Consider the following 18857-nt stretch of genomic DNA (forward strand, 5'->3'; position numbering starts at 1 on the left):
TGTATGTCTAGAATATCGTTTTTATTGATCCTTATACTGGCAGTAGCAAGTTTACCAGTAATAAACAATTGGCTTTCAAATCGCAGCCAAATGCTAAGCGATGATTATATAGGTGAGAAATTAGATAATTATATAAGTAGAAATTTTGATAAGATCGTAAAAACTCTCAAAGAGGAGTCGATTAAAAGTAGTTACGCTGCTCGAGATAATGTGACCAAAAGTAAAATTTCACAATACAAGGATCAAATATTTGACCTTACTTATCCTTACTCCGGAAATGAAAATAGTAGTGTTATAGCTGTAGGTTTCTTTGACTATTCTTGTGGATATTGCAAGACTATAAAAGACGATATAAAACAGTTAATTAACGACGGTAAAATTAAGTATATCTTTAGGGATGCTCCAATACTTGGTAATGACTCTTTAAGGGCAGCAAAAAGCGCTTTAGCTGTTTACTTTATTGATAAAGAAAAATATTTCGACTTTCACTATTCTGCTTTAAGTCACAAAGGAGGATTTTCAGACGAAAGCATATTGGATATAGTGAAAAGCATAGGGGTTAATGAAGACGACTTTAATAATTCCATGAAAAATAACGCGGACAAAATTGAGCAAATGATAAATGGCAGTAAGCTCCTAGTAAGAGATTTGGGAGTAGGTGGCACACCTTTTTTAATAATTGGGGATAGTCTGTTTGTAGGAGCAACTGATTTGAATGTATTACGCAAAAAAGTAGATGAATTAAGTCACAAGCAAAAACTAGCTTCAGCGATTAATTTGCTATAAAATTTTATTTTTTTACTTGATAACGTAAACGAATCCAATTATGAATGTGATAAATAGCAGTACGTATAAGATACGCAGTAGCTCAAGAAAAGCAGGTGATGCCTACAGTCGAGCATAACCTTAGCCTGCAAAGGTTGACTAATCCATTAAAAAGTGTTAAACTTAACATATAGCTACCATTCTGAAGTTACAATATGAAAGAGCCTAATTATACAAGAGAACCAATTGCTCTTTTTCGACAAATCAAAGAAAAGAAAAAATCAAGTGATTTACTGCATAATTTAAAAAATGCTTGTCCCAAAAATCTAAACATAGGAATTGCTATAAAGACAGGAGATTGCTTTTTTGACTCCGTGGCTCAAGGGTTGAATGAGTTAAATATAAAACCTGGTTATCGTTTTACCGCAAAATCATTAAGAAAAGATTGTGCAGATTATGCTGAAAACAAAAAGGACTCACGATGGGTTTTTAATGAAATAACAAAAAATATTGCTGAAGGATATGCTGTACCTATGATAGGTTCAAACGGAAATGTAATGAAAGATAACCAGAACAATATTATACCAGACAATATTGCATCTTTTGATAGATATTTAAAAGATATTAGAAGTATGGCTACAGAAGCTAGCCCACCTATATGGGGTCGCCCAAGGGTTGAAGGGAGAATGATATGTGATAAGTATGAAGTGGAGCTTTATATTTATTCAATAGAGGAAGATAGTCAAAAAGTTACAGTAACTAAAATTACAGCACATGATGATAATCTAGAAGTTTTTATACAAGATGTGAATCTTGATCAATTAAAGATAGATAATAGTAAAAAAACTGTAGGAGTAGTGAATTACATGCAACATTTTGTACCACTCCTTAGTGGAATTTCTGAAGATATAAAAGAAGATCAACAAGTTTCTAGTGAAGAAATTTTTAGTACAGATAAAAGAGTTCCTCCTTCTAATCAACCAGAGCAAGAAGTACAACAAGAAATAATTAATACCAGCACTAATGCGACTGTTTATACGGATAAAGAAATCCCTTTTTCTCATCAACTAGAGCAAAAAACACGACAAGAAGGAATTAATGCCAGCGCTAGTGCGACTGTTTATACGGATAGAGAAATTCCTACTTCTAATCAATCAGAGCAAAAAGTACAACAAGAAATAATTAATACCAGTACTAGTGCGCCGGTTTTACAAATTCACATAGATAAAGAAATCCCTTCCTCTCATCAGCAAGAACAAAAAACACAACAAAAAGAAATACAAAAAAAATTAATTAATAATTACAAGAAAGAAGCTGTTTATGGCACAGTTGCTGTGATAGCTGCTATAGTATTCACAGCATCTGCTATAGCTGCTATCATTACTCAAGCAATTCCTTTTGCATGTCTTGCTGGAATTGCTTTAGTTGCTGCATGTGTTTTTGTATATCAATTAACGCAGAGTCATAAGAACATTAACGAACTGAAAAGTGAGTTAGAAGAAAATAGTACCCTTACTTTTCTAGAAGAAATAGGATTAAAAATGCACGGTCTTATTAATAAAGCAACTTTAAAAATTTAAGATCTTTCCTGTTTTACTACACCACCTCAATTTTACTTTCATAGGAGGAAATATGTCATTCACAGAAATTAGATTTCCAGAAAATATATCTTATGGTTCCACTGGAGGACCGGAATTTTCCACTGACGTTGTAACAACTCATAACGGTTGTGAACAGCGCAACATCAATTGGTCTCATGCACGCACTAGATACAACATAGCTTACGGGGTCAGATCAAACGAGCAGCTAACAGAACTCATAACATTTTTTCATGCACGAAAAGGTAAAGCAATAGGGTTTCGTTTTAAGGATTGGTCAGATTTTATAGCCATTAATCAAAAGATTGGTATAGGAGATAACAAAAAAACGACTTTTCAGCTAATCAAAACTTATGTAAGTGGGGAAGATAAGCATATACGCATGATCAAAAAGCCAGTACATGGGACAGTAAAGATTTATTTAAATGGTAAAGAAGAGAGTGAATATTCAGTAAATTATTCAACGGGAGAAATAACATTTATGAAGCCACCAGTAAAAGATGCGATAATCACTGCGAGCTTCGAATTTGATGTGCCCGTGCGCTTTGATACAGATTACTTAAAAGCTTCTATTGATGACTATGGAAGCAATAGCTGGAATAACATTCCACTAGTAGAGGTGAAGTTTAATTAAGCTGCTTTAAAATTTCCTCCTGTTGCTGAGTGTGAACACTAGCATAACCACATGCAGGAGATGCAGCAGCAGGTCTTGCGATACACTTAGGTCTTTTTGCTTGAATATTGAGATCAGATAACACCTCGTCTATCAATGGGTTGACAAAAAACCATCCCCCCATATTTTTTGGTTCTTCTTGACACCATATAATTTCAGCTTTCTTGTACTTTTCAAGTTCGCTGCTTAATTTATCGGCCGGAAACGGATAGAATTGTTCTAAACGTATCACTGCTATATCGTTTATTTTTTGTGTTTCAAGCATTTCAATTATATCGTAATAAGCTTTACCACTGCATATTACAACTTTACGTATTTCATTATTTGAAACTAAACCTGTTCTACATTCTGGAATTACCGTGAGGAATTTTCCTTCAAAGTCAGATAGGTTAGAAACTGCTCTTTTATGACGCAATAGTGATTTAGGTGTAAACACTACTAAAGGCTTACGAAAGTCTCTATGCATTTGTCTGCGTAAGACGTGGAAGTAATTTGCCGGAGTGGAACAATTAACTACCTGCATATTATCCTCTGCGCAGAGTTGCAAAAATCTCTCTATACGTGCGGAGCTATGCTCAGGTCCTTGCCCTTCATAACCGTGGGGCAACAATAGAACTAGACCGCTTGATCGCAACCACTTTGTTTCTGCAGATGCGATAAACTGGTCGATCATAATTTGTGCACCATTTGCAAAATCACCAAATTGTCCTTCCCAGAGCACCAGTGAATACGGAGAATCAAGACTATATCCATATTCAAAGCCCATTACAGCATACTCTGATAAAGCGCTATCTATGACCTCAAAGTGAGCTTGCTTTTCATTTATATTGTTTAGCGGAATAAACGCTTCTTCTGTTGCCTGATCAACAAGCCTTGAATGACGGTGCGAGAAAGTCCCACGACCAGAATCTTGTCCTGATAAACGCACTCCTATTCCTTCTGTAAGCAGTGACGCAAATGCAAGACTTTCGGCAGTTGCCCAGTCTATATTGCTACCAGAATTTATGCTGTCTATTCTTCCATCGAGTATTTTTCTAACCTTATTGTTAATGTTAAAGCTACTTGGAATATTGCTATTTATATGCACACCCAATTTTTTCAACTCATCTGGCGGAACACCAGAATCCGTGTAGTATTCGCTCAAATCGTTCAGCTTTGCTCTTCTTAATTTTGACCACACTCCACCGAACCAGTCAGCTTTTTTTGGAGTGTAAGTCACTGATTCAGCAAGACTTTTATCTAATTTTGCCCTGAACTCACTGCGCAATTTATTTACTTCATCGCCATCTAATACTTTCTCTGCAGTCAATTTTTCTTCATACAATGTTCCAGGAGTTTTATGTTTTGATATCAGCTTATACATAAGTGGCTGAGTGAAATTCGGTTCATCGCCTTCATTATGGCCGTATTTGCGGTAGCATATTATATCAATCACTACGTCCTTTTTAAATTTCTGCCTATATTCCATCGCCAGACTTGCAGCAAAACTCACAGCTTCCGGGTTATCTCCATTCACATGGAAAACCGGAGCTTCTATTGATTTTGCTATGTCAGTGCAATAAAAAGAGGATCGTGCGCAGCATGGGTTAGCAGTAAAACCAACTTGATTGTTTATAACAATGTGCACAATACCACCCACTTTATAACCTTCAATGTTGCTTAGGCTCAAGGTCTCGGCAACGACACCTTGACCGATGAAAGCCGCATCACCATGAATTGATATGCCAAGCACAGACCTTATATTCTGTTTTGCTCTTATTCTTCCAGCCAAAACCGGATTTACCGCTTCAAGGTGAGATGGGTTAGGGGATAAACTTAAATGTATTTTTTTGCCACCTGTAAGTGCTCGATCAGAAGAATAGCCAAGGTGATATTTAACATCACCAGACACCTCAAGACCACTTGGGTATGCAAGGTTGCCTTGAAATTCAGATAGCATTGCCGCATATTCTTTGCCCATAACTTTGGTCAGAACATTAAGTCGTCCGCGGTGAGCCATGCCAAGAACTACTTCTTCAATGCCAAAAGCCGCAGAATCACTAATAATTCTCTCAATCGCAACAATAGCTAACTCTCCACCTTCGATAGAAAAACGCTTATATCCAGGAAATTTCATATGGAGAAATTGCTCGAACATCTCAGATTCGATCAAGTGCCTCAGGATTTCCTTTTTATCTTGTGAACTCAGCGTATAGGTTTGATTTTCGATCTTGTCCTGCAGCCATATTATCTCCTCATAAGAGGAGATATGCATAAATTCAAAACCGATATTCTTGCAGTAAATATCTCTATAGATTTCAGCGTCACTTGCCGGAGATAGATTTGAATATTTTTGGTAATCTATTTCTTGATTTTCACTTGGTGACAATGGGTTTAAGTCTGCAAAAAAGTGACCATAGGACCTGAAGAAATTTGCTAAACTAGAAACTGAATCATCTACCTTAGTTGCATTGCAGGGCTCTGCTTTATTAACTTCTAAATTGCTTGAAAAAATTCTATACCAATCTTCCCCGATTGATTTATCGCCCTGCAGATAACGGCTATACATTTCTTCCACAAATTCTGCATTATCGCCATAAAGGCAGCTTAAACTCGACATAATTACTATATAAGATATCAAACACTTATAAGTATAACTTAAGTTTTTTAAAAAAGAACTTTTTTAGTTTCTATACTTCATACTGCCGCGGTATCTCTTAGCATAGATCCCGCTAACACGTAGCGGGATGACGATTGTCAGGGTGTCATCACAGTGCCCAGACACTGGGATCCAGGAAACTTAACTCTACATCAAGTAAATGTACAATAAGAACTAGATTCCAGTGTCAGCTACTTGAATGACACCCTTCTTGGTGCAGATTGCTCTTAAATCACAATTCTCGTACAGTTGTGATTAAGCTAATGCATTGCCGCTTTCTCGAGAATTGCCTTCAGCATTTAGCCCAACATTATTTATTACTTGTTCAGCATTAACTTCATCAAAATTAGGAGAAGGCCATTTTGTTTGTACATAAAATACATCATGTATAGCTTTTGCAACAAGAAGAACTCCAGCAAGAGCAAATGCTGCCACTCCCGCATAACATAAGAAAGAGGCATCACATGAAGAGTAAATCGCAAAAGCAACATAACTTGTTAGAACTGCAAGAGCTAACTGACAAAATACACTGGATTTATCAATTCTCCCATACTCGACTAACAACTTCTCAACTTTATTCCTATAAGCTTCACTTTTATGGATGTTTAAAAATCCATCAATGTTTGTATTAGGATCTGCACCATTTTTTAAGAAAAGCTCTACAATTTCAATATTTCCATTCAATACAGCACAAGATAATAGATTTGTCCCTGCATAAGATTGGTTTATATAATCACCAAATTGTCCATTTTTGCTACTCTTGAACTTAGAAAAAAGCTTCTTTAGGTATTCTATATCTTCGCTAGAGGTAGCAGAACGGAAAACAGACTGTAGATCACTAAGAGAGTTAATATCATCATCTAAATCGACATAGTCAAAAGGCTTGGAATCTGGACCGATAAATTGTTCTGAAAGAGAGTGGGATGCAGTCATTAATTCTCTATTCTGGTCCAACGTCTTTTCGCTACTTTTATTTTGAGAAAGAGTGAAAAACAATTTCTCCTGATGTCTTTCTTTCAATTCCCATTTTTCAGGATTATCACCCTCACTAAAACCTAATATTTTTAAAGCTTCCTTTCTATTCACAATAAATTTCCTACTGAAATATATTAAGTTAAGTATAACCCAAAATTTTAAAAAGCAAAGCTTTTTATGTCAAACTGTGCCTGTTGCACAATTCCATAACTGTACAAACATTGTAATTTATCTCCATCTAGGAAAGGGTGTCATCCCAGCGCCCCTATAATGTCATCCCAGTGCTCCTATAATGTCACCCCAGTGCTCCTATAATGTCATCCGAGTAGCTGACACTGGGATCTCATTTCACTCTATAATAGCAGTGCTCCTTTCTTGTCATCCCAGTACTGATTAGCTATAAAATTTAAGAAGATATTTAAGAAATTTACCAAATAAAAAAAAGGCAAAAGAAGCCCCGTGGTGCGAGTTTTGACTCTATATTACTGTAAGTGGCGCTGTAATAATGTGCTAACGCTTAAAATAAGCGCGATTTGGCTGAATGTAGAAAAAATAAAAAAGACATGCAGCCGCTATAATTTTATGTAATCCGCCAAAAAATACCCTGAGTTTTTTACTGAATTTTGTCATTGAGCCTGCAGGTCAAAAACAAGTTTTGAGTCATGAATACCCTTATTATCATAATAAGGGGGCTGGCGGAGTTTGTCAAGCAACTTTCTATATAATATTTTCTAAAATAAATGGACTTCTCGCATCCAATTTCGGCAGCGCGTGACACACAACTGCAATGACAAGGTGTTGTAAGATATTACCACAAACATCATATTCACACGAAATACTTGACTTCACTTGTACTAAGAAGCATTTTATATATATTGTGTGCCCGTAGCTCAGCTGGATAGAGCAACAGCCTTCTAAGCTGTGGGTCGTAGGTTCGAATCCTACCGGGCACACTCTTCTATCAATACTTTCTATAAATCTTCAAGTATTCTGGCACCACATTTTCAATTGCTAATGGTCGAACCTTCATTGTTTCAAGGTCAGCTGACTTTTCGATTGAGCTATTCATCATAACTTTCACCTGATCTTGAGTAAGCACAGGGTTCGTATCTCCGGTTATTGGTTTTAGCAGCATAGAAATAATTTTATTTTCTAAAAAGAAAGCTATTAACTTTGCCATTGGAAAAGATACATTGATCAACAAACACTTTCTGTTAGTAACATTCAGAATAAACTTCAATAAGCTTTTGAAAGAGTAAAGCTTTGGTCCACCCATGTTATAAATTTTCTTGTCTTGCTTATTAAAACTGATAATACGATATACCACTTCAGCTAAGTCTGTTACACATATTGGCTGAAATTTAGTCGTTCCATTGCCAATTAGCGGCAAAAAAGGAAGAACAGTTGCTAATCTTGCAAATTTATTAAAGAAGTTATCTTCTTTACCAAATACAAGGCTTGGCCTAATTATTATTGCTTCTTGAAATGCTGAAGTTACAGCTTTTTCACCTTCCAATTTACTTTTGGCATATTTTGACAACTTGCTATTTTCTATTCCCATAGCGGAAAAATGTATCATCATAGGTACATTTTTCATTTTTGCAGCTTTTGCTATCCTTTCAGCTATTTTAACGTGAACAGCGTAAAAATCGTGCTTTTTTGCTTCATATAGTATTCCCACTAAGTTTATGGCTACATCACATTCTTCCATAACCTCTAGAACTGATTTTTTATCAAAAAAATCGCCTTTAAATATTGATATTTGTCCCAAATTGCCACACAATTTTAAACAAGCAGCTTTTTCCTGATTACGAGTGAATATCTTTATTAAATATCCTTCTGCTGCCAAGCGTCTTACGATGTGTTTCCCTATAAACCCCGTTCCACCAAAAATAATTACACGTTTTGTCACGATTAAAGTTCCTAATAATTTGTTACTGTAAATTAATACAATGATTTTGCTTAATATTCTATTATGAATTCCCGTACAATAAGATCCATTTTCATTCTTCGTGAGCCTTTAACTAGAATTGCGTCATTATTCTGAATAATGTTAGCTAAATCACTTTTCAATTGATTAGAATCATTAAAATGCGCGCCTCTTATATTATCTGGCAAAAGCTCATGCAATTCTAACATAAATTTACCAACTGTATAAATTTTATCTATATTATTTTCTGTGACAATCTTAACCAAATCTGTATGAAATTCTATGCTTTTATCACCAAGTTCCAACATATCACCAAGCAAAGCTACTTTTCTCTGATTAGAATATGTACTCAAAGTTTTTATTGCAGTTTTCATCGAAGCAGGGCTGGCGTTATAGGAGTCATCAATTAAATGTATATATTTTTTATTGTATTTGACCTTATGAATATTGCCTCTACCTTTCGTTACACTAAAATTCTTAAGTGCAAGTGGTAATTTTGATAAATCAAGTCCGAGGCTCTGCACAACTGCTGCAACAACAAGTAGCGAATAAGCAAAATGCTCACCTTGCACACGTAAATTACAGTTTATAGTTTGATTATCACTCAGCCTGATTTTTAAATTTAGTCCGTCATCATTTCTTATTAGGTCCAACAAACAAACTTCAGCATTTTTATCTTTACCGAGGCTTATTACATTTCTATTGGCGCGTGATGAGAGATAATCATAATATTTATTATCTCTGTTCAAGACCAAAGTACCATTACTTTTCATACCATATAGAATTTCTAACTTCGCTTGTGCAACGTCAAATAGTGATGAAAAATTTTCAGTATGTGCAGGTTCGATGTTGGTAATAACTGCAATATTTGGATTACTAATCTTTGATAATTCTTTTATTTCACCAGCTTTATTCATTCCCATTTCAAGGATTAAGTACTGGCAGTTTTTTGGAGCTTTTAGAATTGTCAAAGGCAATCCTATATTATTATTTAAGTTACCTTTGTTTGCATGGGACACTCCATATTGCGATAAAACAGTGTGCAGCATATCCTTTGTAGTGGTTTTTCCGACACTGCCTGTAATTGCAATAATTTTAGCATCAACAAGAATATTTCTAATATAGTATGATGCCATATCGTGCAAAGCTTTCAGGGTATCTTGTACAATAATGAGAGGGAAATTTTTATATTTACCCTCACTTACTATTGCAGCGGCAGCCCCTTTTAAAAACGCTTCATGCAAAAAATTATGGCCATCAAAATTCTTTCCCTTGAGTGCAATAAATAAATCACCTTTTTTTATGCTTCTTGTGTCCGTTGAAATATTTGAGCTATGTGTCCAATTACAACCATTTACGTCTCTTCCGCCAGTTGCATCAATGATATTATTTGTGTTCCATTTAAACATAATTTAGAGAGTACTCTTTAAAGTAAATTGAATAAAGTAGCAAATACCACATGTTTTAGACAATGTATAAATAATGGTTGCAATCCCTATAATTCTATCTTATAATGGATATAGAAGTTTAAATTTTTTCGTCTATAATTAAAACGTATTTAGTTGTAGAAAGTAACTTGGAGGTGTGTATGCCAAAAAACGACCAAAATGAAGAATCTACTTCTATACTAGCTAAAGTTGGTAATGCAGCTTCGGGGGTAGGAAGTTTTCTGGATAGAGGTGTAAAAGTCCTAGTCAAGGGTGCAGTATACCCTATATGGCCAAAGAATTGGTTTAAGTCCTGGGATGAAATGCGGCACGACATAAAAAATGGCGGGCGTTCTATTATTGGCAACCCACTTGAAGAGTATGACCCACCTATAGAAACCACACAAGCTAGTGAGAATCTTGGTGTAGAAATAACAGAGCAAAAGAAAGGGAAAGGAAAGGTAGCTTTTTTAGCGTCAAGGACTCTGACGGGAGATATACCTTATTTGAACGATGAACAATTAGGTCAAATAAAGAAAAACCTGCCAAATGTAACTATTTTTAGAGAAGAAAACAAAATTGTAATTGAAATTAACGTTGAGGAAATAGCTAACACTATTAAAACTAATCCTGATAATAAAGGCAAGAGCAAGAAAGAAATAGAAGAGCTTGTTCTTAAAGGAATTGCTAATAAAGTTGACGAAGACCTTAAGAAGCTTGCAGGAATTACTGGTGGAGAATTTAAAATTCATACAGACTTAAAATTGCTGAATGGTATTGCAGAAAAATTGTATCGAGAATATGATAACCAGAACAAACCATCAAAAACTCCAGGGCCAGCACAAACTGGAAAGTCACCAGGGCAATCTTCAGAAACTGTTACAAGTACAGATGAATTAGTAAAATCTTTTAACATTACTAATCCTAACGAGTTTCCTTTTGGTAAAAGTAAAGAAGCTATTTCTCCTATAAAAAATATGCAGTTATCAGAACGAGATATCAAAAAGCAAGCAGAAGGATTGGGAAGTACTTTTTTGAATTTTGAAGATGCCTCTGGTGAAGTAATAAAACCACTATCTACGCCTGATGTAGAAAGAAATAAAGGAAGAGGGAAAGGTCGCTCTTAAAATATGAGCAATGAAGTTTATGATAGCAATAACATCTTTGCTCAAATATTAAGAGGTGAGTTACCTTGTGAGAAGGTACATGAAAATGAAAATGTACTAGCTTTTCGTGATAAGTACCCTGACGCACCAGTTCACATTTTAGTTATACCAAAAAATCAATATATTTCATACGATGATTTTATTCTAAAAGCTTCTGAAGAGGAGATAGTAAGTTTTTTCAAAATTGTCAGAGAAATAGCACATAAATATAATTTAGAAAAAACAGGATATAGATTAGTCACTAACTACGGTGAAAATGGAGAGCAGGTTGTACCACACTTTCACGTGCATATTTTAGGTGGTAAAAAGTTAGGAAAGCATGTAAACTCATAGTGTTATATGTTTTGTTAAATGAGCGAATATCTAACCATAGTAATCTTTATCTGCGTATCAATTGTAGTATCTTTTGCTTTAGGTATATTGCCTATGTTTCTTGCAGTGAGTAAGCCAGATGGTGAAAAACTTTCCACATATGAGTGTGGCTTCAATCCACTATCCAGTGCAAGAAAAAATTTTGACATTAAATTTTACCTAGTTTCAATATTATTTATAATATTTGACTTAGAAATCGCTTTTCTTTTTCCTTGGGCTGTTTCTTTATCTAAGATAAGCTATGGTGGATTTTGGTCTATGATGGTATTTCTTGCAATACTCACTATAGGTTTTATCTATGAATGGTGTAAAGGTGCATTAGAGTGGGAGTAGTTTATGACAAATCAAATTCTATCTAATGATGACTGGGGTCGTTATAAAAAAGAAGGGTTTCTTGTTACTAAATTTGGTGATTTAATAGATTATGTAATGAATTGGGCAAGGTCTGGTTCATTGTGGCCAATGACATTTGGTCTTGCATGTTGCGCAGTTGAGATGATGCATACTGCATCCAGCCGTTATGATCTTGATAGATATGGCATAATGTTTCGTGCAAGCCCACGTCAATCAGATGTGATGATTGTTGCTGGCACACTAACTAATAAAATGGCAGCAGCATTGCGCAAGGTTTATGATCAAATGGCAGACCCGAAGTATGTTATTTCTATGGGAAGTTGTGCAAATGGTGGTGGTTATTACCATTACTCTTATTCAGTAGTCCGAGGCTGTGATAGAATTGTGCCAGTTGACGTGTATGTCCCTGGATGCCCACCAACCGCTGAGGCGTTGCTATATGGAATGCTATGCCTACAAAACAAAATAAAACGAACTCAGAATATAAAGCATGGATAAAACTGCAAGGCATATACAAAAAAAGACCAAGTGTGAGTGCATTCAAAAAGATGATGGCATTATTGTAATATATTCAACTTTAGATGAAATTGAAAAGCACCTATCCTTTCTACGTGATGATGAAAAGTGTAGGTTTGAACTATTAGTTGATATTTTTGGGGTTGACTATCCAGATCGAGAAAAGCGCTTTGAGTTAGTGTATAATTTACTCAGCATTGTGCATAATATTAGAGTACACATAAAACTTCAATTATGTGAGGGCGATATGCCTCCAAGCATAGCAAAGGTATTTAGCACAGCTTCGTGGTTTGAGCGTGAAGTGTTTGATATGTATGGAATAGAATTCTCTGATCACCCTGATTTGCGTAGGATTCTAACAGACTATGGATTCAAAGGTCATCCAATGTTAAAAGATTTCCCTCTCACTGGTTATGAGGAAGTAAGATACGATATAGAGGCAAAAAAGGTTGTATATAATCCTATAGATTTATCGCAAGATTTTCGTATGCTTGATAGCCTATCGCCTTGGGAAGGTAAAACCATAAAAGTAAATACAAAGGAGTAGAAAATGACAGTACAAAGAAAAAAAATATCTTTAATCGGTGCAGGAAATATCGGTGGAACTCTTGCCCATATGATTGCACTAAGGGAACTCGGCAATGTTGTTTTACTTGATATTAGTGATGGAATAACGCAAGGTAAAGCACTCGACATAGCAGAATCATCCCCTATTGATGGATTTAATTCTGGTTTAACTGGAACTAATCAATACAAAGATATAGAAAATTCTGATGCAATCATCATAACAGCAGGCATTGCTAGAAAACCTGGAATGAGCAGGGATGACCTCCTGCAAACCAATGCTAAAGTAATGAAGGAGGTTGGTGAAAATATTAAGAAGTATTCTCCAAATGCGTTTGTAATAGTGGTTACCAACCCTTTGGATGCCATGGTTTCAGTGGTGCATAAATTTTCAAACCTTCCAGCTAATATGGTTGTTGGAATGGCAGGAGTGCTTGATTCTTCCCGTTTCCGTTATTTTCTTGCAAGTGAATTAAATATTTCAGTTGAAGATATATCTGCTTTTGTGCTTGGAGGACATGGTGACACTATGGTACCACTCATTAATTGCACTTCTATCGCTGGCATTCCACTTACCCAAGTTATCGATATGGGTCTCATTACGCAGAAAAAAGTTGATGAAATAGTTGAACGCACTCGCAATGGCGGTAAAGAAATAGTTGATCTGCTTAAGTCTGGATCTGCATACTACGCTCCTGCATCTTCAGCTATATGCATGTTAGAGTCATATTTAAAAGATAAAAGGCGTATATTACCATGTGCTGCTTACCTTAATGGTGAATATGGTGTAAAAGATTTGTTTATTGGTGTTCCTGTAATTATTGGAAAAAATGGAGTTGAAAAGGTCCTAGAAGTTAAGATGGATAATAGTGAACGAGAAATGTTCGATAAATCTGTGAATGCAGTGAAAGAACTATTTAGGCTCATAAGCAAATCAATGGTTTTATAGAATTTCCTTGTAGCTCAAGTTTCGTAAACAGCCTAAAAAAGTTGCTTGTGGTTATTTCTGCTACTTTGTCGGGTGACTCATTCCATAACTCTGCCAAACAATCCACAACATATTTCACCATTGCTGGTTCGTTCTTTTTTCCTCTGTAAGGCTCAGGTGATAGATACGGTGCATCAGTTTCAACCAAAACACGTTCGCGTGGCACACCTTGTGCAATTTCTCTGAGTAAGCTCGCATTTTTAAAAGTAATGATTCCAGAAAATGAAATATATAACCCTAAATCTATAGATTGATAAGCAAGCTCTTTAGAGGAAGCAAAGCAGTGCATTACTCCACTAAAAGCACAGGTTTTCATTTCTGACTTTAACATATCGATCATCTCACTATCAGCACTCCTAGTGTGAATAACTAAAGGTAACCCTGTTATTCTTGCTGCTTCTATGTGTGATGCAAAACTTTTTTTCTGATTGTCTTTGTTGTCAGATTTATAAAAATCTAACCCGGTTTCACCGATACTAATTACCTTTTGATTCTTAGTAAATTCAACTAATTCATCAGCATGTATACACTCACCGTTTTCTATAGCAGCATCAAGTGGATGTATACCAACAGAGAAGTAGACTTGATCGTAGGATGAAGAAATTTTTAATAATTTAGGGATATCATCAATGCTTACGCATATGTTATGCAAAATTTTTACACCATTTTGCTCTGCCCTTGAAATTACTTTTGGTATTTCATCATCGGAAAAATAAATCAAGTGGCAATGAGAATCTACTATCATGAGCTTATTGTTGAGGCTTTTATTATAGAAGAAAACTCTTCTATCACTGTTTTATAAACTTCTTTTTTAAATGATATAGCATTGGCTACTAAATCATCTATACTTTGCCAACGCCACTCTTTGAACTCTGGATGATCAGTATAATTAATATCAATATCCTTATCCTCTCCATAAAATTTCATTAAGAACCACCTTTGCTTTTGACCAGAATATTTCCCATTCCAGCACTTTGGTATAACTTCTTCAGGCAAGTTGTAGTATATCCAATCCTTGCTTTTAGTTATAACCTTTACTTTATTAGTACCAACTTCCTCTAGCAACTCACGTAACGCTGCTTGTTCCAGTTCCTCACCATCATCAACACCTCCTTGTGGCATCTGCCAGTAAGAGTCGCTATCAAAGCGTTTTCCAATAAAGGCATGTCCTTGTCTGTTAAATAGCATTATGCCAACACAAGGACGATACTTATCTTTCTGCTCAACCACGAGTACGCTCTGTTTTTAAATGATTTGTTACAGAAGTTTTAATTAATTTTCCATTTTTTTCTTCCTTCATCTCTTCAACAATTTTCTTTGCAACTTCCTTTGCACTTAAGTTTGAGTTATCAATTTCAAGTGTACCTTCCGTTATAAATAGCCTTTTCCCTTCAATTCTTTTCATAACAAAATCCGAATCAATAATTTTATTTTTCCGGCATCTCTCCTTTGAGTGAATACGCCTTGCTAGTTCTTCGTCATTACAATGTAACACTACAGGAAGAATTTTCATATCCATTTTTTTACTTAAATTTACCACAGAGTTGTATATTCTCTGATCATAGGGGTCACCCTCTATCAATTCATTTGTAAATATATAATGTTTTAATTTTATGTAGTGTTTTTCTAGTATTGCTAATACATTTTCCCTAACTGCAAAAATTTTTTCCCATAGTTCATCTGGAACTTCAGCATCCTGCAATTTAACAATATCAAATATAATATTATTGAATAGATTATTGCTTACTATTACTGCATCAATGATTTTACACACTTCCTTTGCAGTAGTAAACTTACCACTGCCTGGAAAGCCGATTAAGTAGATGAGAGTCTTGTCCATAATGAATACTAGTAGAAAGCTATTTTCAATTATATATAAAAGTATATCATTGTATATGCTAAAAACATGATGATAAAATAGATGCAGGTAATACCTTTTTAACGAACAGTCGCGTTGAAAATAGTTCATATTTAGAGATTTTGAGTGTATAATTATAAGTAAATTAAATAATTTAAGATGATGACTAATGTATCCAGTGATACAGAATCAATAAAAAGCATGATTGTAAGTATAATAGATCAAAATAAAGGTCACGATATAGTTACTCTCGATGTGCAGAATAGAACCATTATTGCAAAATATATGATTATTGCATCTGGTGATTCAAGTCGCCATGTGAAAGCGTTAGCTGAACACGTAATAAAAAGTCTCGAGCGACATGATAAAATAGATGTAGAAGGTATGGATGAAGGCAATTGGGTGATTTTGAATTTTCAAGGCATAATGGTTCACATATTCAGGTCAGAAGTAAGGGAGTATTATAAAATAGAAGAGTTATGGAACTGATTGCCTGGATAGCTGGTGCACAACTGCACAAACGTTGTAATTTTGAAGGCAACTCCTGCACAGGTGGTGTCATTCCAGTGCTTGACGCTGGAATCCAGTTTTTCATGCAATTTCATCGAAAACGTTGTATAGTGTGCTTGTTTATAATTAAGTTTTCTGGATCCCAGTGTTGGCTACTTGGATGACATCTTTCCCTATTAGGGTTACCTTCGGCATTAATGACAGGATAGACTGGGGTTTATAAAATGAAACACAAGTCCGAGTTTTTAAATTTTATCCAAGAAAGAGGGTACCTATACCAATGTACAAATATTGAAGGGTTAGATCAGCTATTATCCGAAAATAATCATATAGTCGCATACATTGGGTTTGATTGCACAGCACCAAGTCTTCATGCTGGTCACCTAATTCAGATTATGATGCTCCGTCACCTGCAGAAATTTGGTTATAAGCCGATAGTCTTACTTGGAGGTGGCACAACAAAAATTGGTGACCCATCCTTCAAAGATAAAGCAAGAAGCATCTTGCCCGTAGAGAACATCAATCAAAATACATCCAGCATAAGGAGAATATTAGAGAAAATGGTGTCTTTTAATGACAGCAAGACTGGTGCAATGATAGTAAATAACGCAGATTGGTTGGATAACATAAAATACATAGATTTTTTGCGTGATATAGGAGCTTATTTTTCTGTAAATCGTATGCTAAGTTTTGATAGTGTGAAAACCAGGCTGGATAGAGAGCAAACCTTAAGCTTTCTGGAATTTAATTACATGCTATTGCAGGCTTATGATTTTGTTGAGTTGAATAAAAAGCATGGCTGTCGTCTGCAGATTGGAGGGTCAGACCAGTGGGGAAATATAGTAAACGGAATTGAGCTTGGAAAAAAGTTGAATTTACCTGAGCTGTTTGGCCTTACTGCCCCTCTTTTATTGAATGCTCAAGGGGTAAAAATGGGCAAAACTGAAAGTGGAGCAGTGTGGCTTGATGATAATATGCTAAAGCCTTACGACTACTGGCAATATTTTCGCAACGTTGATGATCAAGATGTTGGACGTTTTTTGAGATTGCTCACTGATGTGTCAATTGATGAGATCAAAAAGTTAGAATCCTTAAAAGATCAGGAAATAAATGAAGCAAAAAAAGTTTTAGCAACAGAGGTGACAAAAATATGTCATGGTGACAAAGAAGCGGAACTTGCACTATCTGCTGCAGTCTCTGCTTTTGAGAATGAAGATAGCTCACTACTTCCTGATTACATCATAAAAAAAGCACAAGTTGCAAGCGGCATATCCTTAGTAAACCTACTGCGTGACACCGGTTTTGAACCTTCAAAAGGCGCAGCAAAGCGTTTAATACAGGGCAACGGGTGCAAAGTTAATGATAATATTATAAATGACGTTAACTATATAATAAATTTCGAGAGCTTTAAAGGTCAGCCATTTATAAAATTATCTGCAGGAAAGAAGCGCCATGTAAAAGTCGTGGTAGATTAGGTCTCGAAGTAAGAAAACAAATTTTATACAAGTGAGAAATTAGATAATGATGATATGAATGACTTAAATCAAATATATTTATCTAATCATAAGCCTATATCGAATCTCTTTTTAAATTTGGATATTATTACGTTACGTGAAGCATTAGAATATGTACATGAGCTGCCTTATGGACGCAATTTTGACCGCATAGATTGTATATCAGTATTCAATGAAAGACGAGGAACGTGTAGTACAAAACATGCTCTGATTTATAAGTTAGGTTGCGAATGTGAAATCGACATAACGCTACACATAGCTGTCTTTATGATGAATAAAGTGAACACTCCGAAAGCTTCTGCAATTCTAAATGAGTATAACTTACTACACATTCCAGAAATGCATTGCTATCTTCGTTACGAAAGCCGAATTATTGACATAACTTTTCCAGGAAATAACATGTTATTAAAACTGACAGAGGAAGAAAAAATTGAGCCAGAACACCTTGGAAGCTATAAAATAGAAAAGCATAAACAATTTATTGAGAGCTGGCTGATCAGTAACCCAACCATACCGTATAACATGGAGCAAATTTTCAAAATTCGAGAATTATGTATAAAGCGATTGGAAAGATAGTAGAAAGCGAAATTCTATTATATATAGCTAAAGTGGCTTAGGTTTACCTACAATTTGAAAAACAACAAATTCGTCATTCCGCTACTCGTTAGCGAAATCTATGCTGAGATACCGCGAATGAATCCATAGCTGTACGAACATTCATTTTTGAAGGTAAATTGCACAGCAAATGGTGTTATTCCAGTGCTTGACACTGGAATCCAGGAATTTTGCTTATAACTGAGCTGATGAGCTAAAGGTAGTTGTCTTACGCTAAAACAAACGTTTTTAATTAAGTTGCATAGAAGCTGGATCCCAGTGTCTGGGCACTGGGATGACACCCCACTGGTGGCCCAAACTACAACGTTCGTACAGTTGTGGAATGAATCGCGGTATGACGTAGGGAAACCTTTCTTGAGTTAGCTATAGCACTATAAAGTTGTCCGCAGGGCCA

General features: G+C 35.4%; 21 protein-coding genes and 1 tRNA gene. 14 read left to right on the forward strand and 8 right to left on the reverse strand.

Annotated elements, in window-relative coordinates; all coding sequences use genetic code 11:
- The first annotated feature begins 3 nt into the window (after positions 1-3).
- The 3 genes from ABWU50_RS05275 (at position 4) to ABWU50_RS05285 (ending at position 2997) form a co-directional block, all read left to right on the forward strand.
- Positions 4-786 carry a DsbA family protein gene (locus tag ABWU50_RS05275; RefSeq protein ID WP_353275626.1) on the forward strand — a complete coding sequence of 261 codons (783 nt, stop codon included), beginning with the start codon at positions 4-6 and terminating at the stop codon, positions 784-786.
- Positions 787-980: 194 nt separating this feature from the next.
- Positions 981-2345: a hypothetical protein gene (locus ABWU50_RS05280; RefSeq protein WP_353275627.1), complete on the forward strand. Its 1365-nt coding sequence runs from the start codon at positions 981-983 to the stop codon at positions 2343-2345.
- Between the two features lie 52 nt (positions 2346-2397).
- Entirely contained in the window at positions 2398-2997 is a 600-nt protein-coding gene (locus ABWU50_RS05285; RefSeq protein WP_353275629.1) for a TIGR02217 family protein, read from the forward strand.
- Here the strand turns inward: ABWU50_RS05285 and ABWU50_RS05290 are convergent.
- Both ABWU50_RS05290 and ABWU50_RS05295 read right to left on the reverse strand, forming a co-directional pair.
- Complete coding sequence (locus tag ABWU50_RS05290) at positions 2990-5635, reverse strand: 2-oxoglutarate dehydrogenase E1 component (RefSeq protein WP_353275630.1); 2646 nt, start codon at positions 5633-5635, stop codon at positions 2990-2992. The genes ABWU50_RS05285 and ABWU50_RS05290 overlap by 8 nt on opposite strands.
- 294 nt (positions 5636-5929) lie before the next feature.
- Positions 5930-6760 (reverse strand): hypothetical protein, encoded by an 831-nt coding sequence (locus ABWU50_RS05295; protein ID WP_353275631.1) that lies wholly within the window; start codon positions 6758-6760, stop codon positions 5930-5932.
- 768 nt (positions 6761-7528) lie between these two features.
- On the opposite strand from ABWU50_RS05295, the gene ABWU50_RS05300 reads away from it, so the two are divergent.
- A tRNA-Arg gene (locus tag ABWU50_RS05300) sits at positions 7529-7602 on the forward strand.
- A gap of 8 nt (positions 7603-7610) precedes the next feature.
- On the opposite strand, the gene ABWU50_RS05305 is transcribed toward ABWU50_RS05300, so the two are convergent.
- Together ABWU50_RS05305 and ABWU50_RS05310 are read right to left on the reverse strand one after the other, a co-directional pair.
- The gene (locus tag ABWU50_RS05305; RefSeq protein WP_353275633.1) at positions 7611-8561 is read right to left on the reverse strand and encodes a complex I NDUFA9 subunit family protein; all 951 of its coding nucleotides are present in this window, start codon (positions 8559-8561) and stop codon (positions 7611-7613) included.
- 50 nt (positions 8562-8611) lie between these two features.
- Complete coding sequence (locus ABWU50_RS05310; protein ID WP_353275635.1) at positions 8612-9988, reverse strand: UDP-N-acetylmuramoyl-tripeptide--D-alanyl-D-alanine ligase; 1377 nt, start codon at positions 9986-9988, stop codon at positions 8612-8614.
- Positions 9989-10167: 179 nt separating this feature from the next.
- On the opposite strand from ABWU50_RS05310, the gene ABWU50_RS05315 reads away from it, so the two are divergent.
- The 6 genes from ABWU50_RS05315 to mdh are packed head-to-tail and all read left to right on the forward strand — an operon-like array spanning position 10168 to position 13927.
- Positions 10168-11133 (forward strand): hypothetical protein, encoded by a 966-nt coding sequence (locus ABWU50_RS05315; protein WP_353275636.1) that lies wholly within the window; start codon positions 10168-10170, stop codon positions 11131-11133.
- A 3-nt stretch (positions 11134-11136) separates the two neighbouring features.
- A complete protein-coding gene (locus ABWU50_RS05320; protein ID WP_164224547.1) occupies positions 11137-11505 on the forward strand; it encodes an HIT domain-containing protein in 369 nt (122 codons plus the stop codon).
- A gap of 18 nt (positions 11506-11523) precedes the next feature.
- Entirely contained in the window at positions 11524-11877 is a 354-nt protein-coding gene (locus ABWU50_RS05325; protein WP_006279576.1) for an NADH-quinone oxidoreductase subunit A, read from the forward strand.
- Between the two features lie 3 nt (positions 11878-11880).
- A complete protein-coding gene (locus ABWU50_RS05330; RefSeq protein ID WP_164224545.1) occupies positions 11881-12396 on the forward strand; it encodes a NuoB/complex I 20 kDa subunit family protein in 516 nt (171 codons plus the stop codon).
- On the forward strand, positions 12389-12961 hold the full coding sequence (locus ABWU50_RS05335; RefSeq protein ID WP_253307178.1) for an NADH-quinone oxidoreductase subunit C: 573 nt from the start codon (positions 12389-12391) through the stop codon (positions 12959-12961). Before ABWU50_RS05330 ends, ABWU50_RS05335 begins: the two co-directional genes overlap by 8 nt.
- A 3-nt stretch (positions 12962-12964) precedes the next feature.
- Positions 12965-13927: a malate dehydrogenase gene (gene mdh / locus ABWU50_RS05340; protein ID WP_353275638.1), complete on the forward strand. Its 963-nt coding sequence runs from the start codon at positions 12965-12967 to the stop codon at positions 13925-13927.
- On the opposite strand, the gene ABWU50_RS05345 is transcribed toward mdh, so the two are convergent.
- Genes ABWU50_RS05345 through ABWU50_RS05355 form a run of 3 tightly spaced genes read right to left on the reverse strand, consistent with a single transcriptional unit; the run spans position 13902 to position 15806 of the window.
- A complete protein-coding gene (locus ABWU50_RS05345) occupies positions 13902-14711 on the reverse strand; it encodes a TatD family hydrolase (protein WP_353275640.1) in 810 nt (269 codons plus the stop codon). The two genes, mdh and ABWU50_RS05345, sit on opposite strands and share 26 nt — an antisense overlap.
- Entirely contained in the window at positions 14708-15154 is a 447-nt protein-coding gene (locus ABWU50_RS05350; protein ID WP_410542071.1) for an RNA pyrophosphohydrolase, read from the reverse strand. Before ABWU50_RS05350 ends, ABWU50_RS05345 begins: the two co-directional genes overlap by 4 nt.
- A 34-nt stretch (positions 15155-15188) precedes the next feature.
- Positions 15189-15806 (reverse strand): AAA family ATPase, encoded by a 618-nt coding sequence (locus ABWU50_RS05355; RefSeq protein ID WP_353275642.1) that lies wholly within the window; start codon positions 15804-15806, stop codon positions 15189-15191.
- A gap of 180 nt (positions 15807-15986) precedes the next feature.
- Between ABWU50_RS05355 and rsfS the strand changes: the two genes are divergently transcribed.
- Genes rsfS through ABWU50_RS05375 form a run of 4 tightly spaced genes read left to right on the forward strand, consistent with a single transcriptional unit; the run spans position 15987 to position 18424 of the window.
- Entirely contained in the window at positions 15987-16313 is a 327-nt protein-coding gene (gene rsfS / locus ABWU50_RS05360) for a ribosome silencing factor (RefSeq protein ID WP_253309997.1), read from the forward strand.
- On the forward strand, positions 16304-16498 hold the full coding sequence (locus ABWU50_RS05365; RefSeq protein ID WP_353275643.1) for a hypothetical protein: 195 nt from the start codon (positions 16304-16306) through the stop codon (positions 16496-16498). Before rsfS ends, ABWU50_RS05365 begins: the two co-directional genes overlap by 10 nt.
- A gap of 60 nt (positions 16499-16558) precedes the next feature.
- Positions 16559-17809, forward strand: a complete 1251-nt coding sequence (gene tyrS, locus ABWU50_RS05370) for a tyrosine--tRNA ligase (protein ID WP_353275645.1) — start codon at positions 16559-16561, stop codon at positions 17807-17809.
- Between the two features lie 54 nt (positions 17810-17863).
- Positions 17864-18424: a hypothetical protein gene (locus ABWU50_RS05375; protein ID WP_353275647.1), complete on the forward strand. Its 561-nt coding sequence runs from the start codon at positions 17864-17866 to the stop codon at positions 18422-18424.
- Positions 18425-18522: 98 nt separating this feature from the next.
- Here the strand turns inward: ABWU50_RS05375 and ABWU50_RS05380 are convergent, their stop codons facing one another.
- Positions 18523-18744 (reverse strand): hypothetical protein, encoded by a 222-nt coding sequence (locus ABWU50_RS05380; protein WP_353275649.1) that lies wholly within the window; start codon positions 18742-18744, stop codon positions 18523-18525.
- Between the last annotated feature and the right edge of the window lie 113 nt (positions 18745-18857).

Origin of the sequence: Wolbachia endosymbiont (group A) of Pipizella viduata (genome assembly GCF_964028555.1) — a bacterium.
Classification (GTDB): Bacteria; Pseudomonadota; Alphaproteobacteria; order Rickettsiales; family Anaplasmataceae; genus Wolbachia.